The following is a 3,093-nucleotide window of genomic DNA, read 5'->3' on the forward strand; positions in this document are numbered from 1 at the left end:
TAGTGACGAATGTTCGAGTTGTACTCGACGTGTGCGGTGTTGATGGTGATACCGCGAGCTTTCTCTTCTGGAGCGCTGTCGATCTTGTCGAATTCAACGACGGCCGAACCGAAAACTTCGGAGCAGACGCGGGTCAGTGCCGCAGTCAGCGTGGTCTTGCCATGGTCAACGTGACCAATGGTGCCGACGTTTACGTGCGGCAGACTACGATCGAACTTTTCCTTAGCCATCGAGACAATCCTCAGCAATAAGAAACAAGCAAGTCAATATGACCATTAAAACAAAGGCAGATATTTTCATATCTGCCTTGTTATATGGAGCTCTTGAGCGGATTTGAACCGCTGACCTCACCCTTACCAAGGGTGTGCTCTACCAACTGAGCTACAAGAGCGTAACACTGTGCAACAACAGCAAACCTGGAGCGGGTAGCGGGAATCGAACCCGCATCATCAGCTTGGAAGGCTGAGGTTCTACCACTAAACTATACCCGCGGAGCTTGCGGCTCTCGCTAAAACTGGTGGAGGGAGAAGGATTCGAACCTTCGAAGCTCTCGCAACGGATTTACAGTCCGTCCCCTTTGACCGCTCGGGAATCCCTCCAGAATTGGCCGGCATTCTATTCAGATACCGATCAAGTGTCAAGCGTTTTTTCAAATTTTTTCAATCAAATCTGAAACTTAGCTGCTTTGACACCGCTTCCAGCTCTACCACCTCAGTGGTGTTCCCTGTGAAGCGGGCGCCATTCTATCAAGCTATTCGCCAGTTGCAATACCCTCGCACAACATTATTTTATGTTTTAAGTCTTTGAAATCATGGGAAAGTGTCCCGAGCACGGTTTGGTCCAGCAAACGCTGGCTCTGGGGCGCAATCTGCAACCACAAACCCGTGCTGTCCCCCAGGCGGCCGGTCACCGGAGCAGCAGCGATATCCAGGGTCAGCAAGCGCTGACGCAGCGCTTTTAGCTGATCCTGGCCCACCAAGCCACCTACATAGAGGCACTCCTGGCCACGCTCGGGCGCAGTTTTACCCTTGCTCGACTCGCTCAGCAGACGAATATCCTGCTGATTTCCCTTGTACAGCGACAACGGCGCCACTTCCTTGGCCTTCAACGGCGCTTCCTGCTGGTGCCAGACGTAATAAAAGACGTTGAGCACCACCAACAACAGAAACAACCAACGCATAGGCACCTCAATCCAGGGGACAAGCCATGGCCAGGCCAACAAATACCAGGTCCGGAACCACCCGGGCCTGTGGAGCGGCCTTTTGCACCAGGAGCGCATCGCCCCCGGTCAGCAACACAGTGAAATCATCACCCCACAACTCATGGGCATGCTCAAGCTGCGAGCGGACAAAGCCCTGAAGCATGTGCACGCAGCCACGCTCTACCGCCTCGACGGTAGAACGCCCAGGGGCAAGGCTCGACAATGCGCGCTCAGCGGAGGCATCGTCATAGCGGATGCGTCGGGTGTGGGTACGCAGCTGGCTACGCATCAACGGCATGCCCGGGCAGATGAAGCCACCCAGGTGCTCGCCGTCGGCCGAAACGAAGTCAGCCTTGGCCGCCGTACCGAAATCCATCACCAGACACGCGCCACGGGCCAAGTGAAAGCCGCCCAGCACCGCAAGCCAGCGATCCAGGCCGAGGCGCTGGTAATCTTCATAGCCATTGCGTACGCCAGCGACCTCCCTGGCAGGCTGAGCCACCACGACGCTCAAGCCAAAATGCTGGGCGAGCAGCGCCGAAAGGCCAGCGGTCTCCTCCTCACTTCTGACACTGACCAGGCGGCAGCGCCGGGGCGCTGCAGGGAGCGCCGTGACGGCAGCCACCAGGGCCTGATCGGAGTCCACAATGCCGCCGGCAACAACGGCGCCCTCAGTAGCGCTGATGACTCGCCACTTGATAAAGCTGTTGCCACAATCGAGCTCAAGAATCATCACGCAACCTCAAACTGAGCTCACCACCGCTAAAGCTCTTTTCAACACCATCGACCTCGAGGCGCAGCGCACCTTGCCGGTCAATGCCTAGAACAATTCCGTCAATCCGGTTGACTCCGGCAATCAAGGACACCGCAGCCCCCTGCCACAGATGGGATTGTTCCCACTCGGCCTGGAACGCGGCGAATCCGGATTGCCGATGGCGCTGCAGATCCTGCTGCAGGTTCTGACTGAGCGCAGCCACCAGTTTATTACGATCGACTGCCACCCCTGTCTCACGACGCACTGACGTCCACAACTGATCGATCTGCTCGTTGACCTGCATGTTGACGTTGATACCAATCCCCAGCACGACGTGACAGACGTCCGCAGGATCTCCGACCAACTCCAGGAGGATACCGGCGATCTTCTGATTGTTTACCAGAACATCATTCGGCCATTTCAGTCCCGCGCCGGCAACACCAAAGGCCTGCAGCGTACGCATTACCGCCAGGCCAACCACCAGGCTCAGACCTTCCAGCTGACGCATGCCGCCTTCAATGCGTAGCACCAGGCTGTAATAGAGGTTTTCCGCGAAGGGGCTGACCCACTGACGACCGCGTCGGCCGCGCCCCGCCGCCTGACGCTCAGCCAGCACCAGGAACGGCGCAGCCTGACCTTCGCTGATTGAGCGCAGGGCCTGGGCATTGGTCGAGTCGATGGATTCGAATATCAATACTGGCCATTGTTCGCCTTGGGAAAGCTCGGCTATGGCCGATTCTTCCAGCAACGACAACGGCGTGGCCAACTGGTAGCCGCGGCCACGGACTTTATGAATGGGCAGGTTCAGCTCAGCCTCAAGAAGCTGTAATTGCTTCCAGACAGCGGCGCGGCTGACGCCCAAGGCTGCGCCCAGGTCTTGCCCGGAATGGAACCGGCCATCCTTGAGGAGCTTCAACAACTTCAGCATGCCAATCTCGACTCACAATGAGGAGGGCATGATAGCCATGCAGGTGGGGATTGCATAGAAAACTGAGCTGTAGGAATGGCCCTCTGTGGTCACCGCCCACAGAGGAAACAGCCAGAAAGACAAAACCCCTACCTGCATATGCAGATAGGGGTTTCGGAATTTAATCTTGACGATGACCTACTCTCACATGGGGAAACCCCACACTACCAT

At 56.9% G+C, this 3,093-nt stretch carries 4 protein-coding genes and 3 tRNA genes; all 7 read right to left on the reverse strand.

Going from position 1 to position 3,093, the window contains the following annotated elements; translation table 11 throughout:
- On the reverse strand, window positions 1-230 hold a 230-nt coding region (locus ACIOVF_RS27935), incomplete at its 3' end, for a GTP-binding protein (protein WP_331370954.1).
- An 85-nt stretch (window positions 231-315) separates the two neighbouring features.
- Window positions 316-391: transfer RNA gene (locus tag ACIOVF_RS27940), tRNA-Thr, on the reverse strand.
- Between the two features lie 26 nt (window positions 392-417).
- Window positions 418-491 (reverse strand) — tRNA-Gly (locus tag ACIOVF_RS27945).
- Between the two features lie 24 nt (window positions 492-515).
- Window positions 516-599, reverse strand: a tRNA-Tyr gene (locus ACIOVF_RS27950).
- Window positions 600-751: 152 nt separating this feature from the next.
- Window positions 752-1,180, reverse strand: coding sequence for a hypothetical protein (locus ACIOVF_RS27955; RefSeq protein ID WP_045202405.1), 429 nt, complete (start codon window positions 1,178-1,180; stop codon window positions 752-754).
- Between the two features lie 7 nt (window positions 1,181-1,187).
- On the reverse strand, window positions 1,188-1,934 hold the full coding sequence (locus ACIOVF_RS27960; protein WP_045202403.1) for a pantothenate kinase: 747 nt from the start codon (window positions 1,932-1,934) through the stop codon (window positions 1,188-1,190).
- Window positions 1,924-2,883 (reverse strand): bifunctional biotin--[acetyl-CoA-carboxylase] ligase/biotin operon repressor BirA, encoded by a 960-nt coding sequence (birA, locus tag ACIOVF_RS27965; RefSeq protein WP_258595105.1) that lies wholly within the window; start codon window positions 2,881-2,883, stop codon window positions 1,924-1,926. Before birA ends, ACIOVF_RS27960 begins: the two co-directional genes overlap by 11 nt.
- Between the last annotated feature and the right edge of the window lie 210 nt (window positions 2,884-3,093).

The sequence above is a fragment of the Pseudomonas sp. NPDC087612 genome (genome assembly GCF_044743505.1).
Classification (GTDB): Bacteria; Pseudomonadota; Gammaproteobacteria; order Pseudomonadales; family Pseudomonadaceae; genus Aquipseudomonas.

Excerpts from the sequence above, each read along its gene's own strand:
- ACIOVF_RS27955 (WP_045202405.1), bottom strand. The coding sequence starts at position 1,180 with ATGCGTTGGTTGTTTCTGTTGTTGGTGGTGCTCAACGTCTTTTATTAC.
- ACIOVF_RS27960 (WP_045202403.1), bottom strand. The coding sequence starts at position 1,934 with ATGATTCTTGAGCTCGATTGTGGCAACAGCTTTATCAAGTGGCGAGTC.
- birA (WP_258595105.1), bottom strand. The coding sequence starts at position 2,883 with ATGCTGAAGTTGTTGAAGCTCCTCAAGGATGGCCGGTTCCATTCCGGG.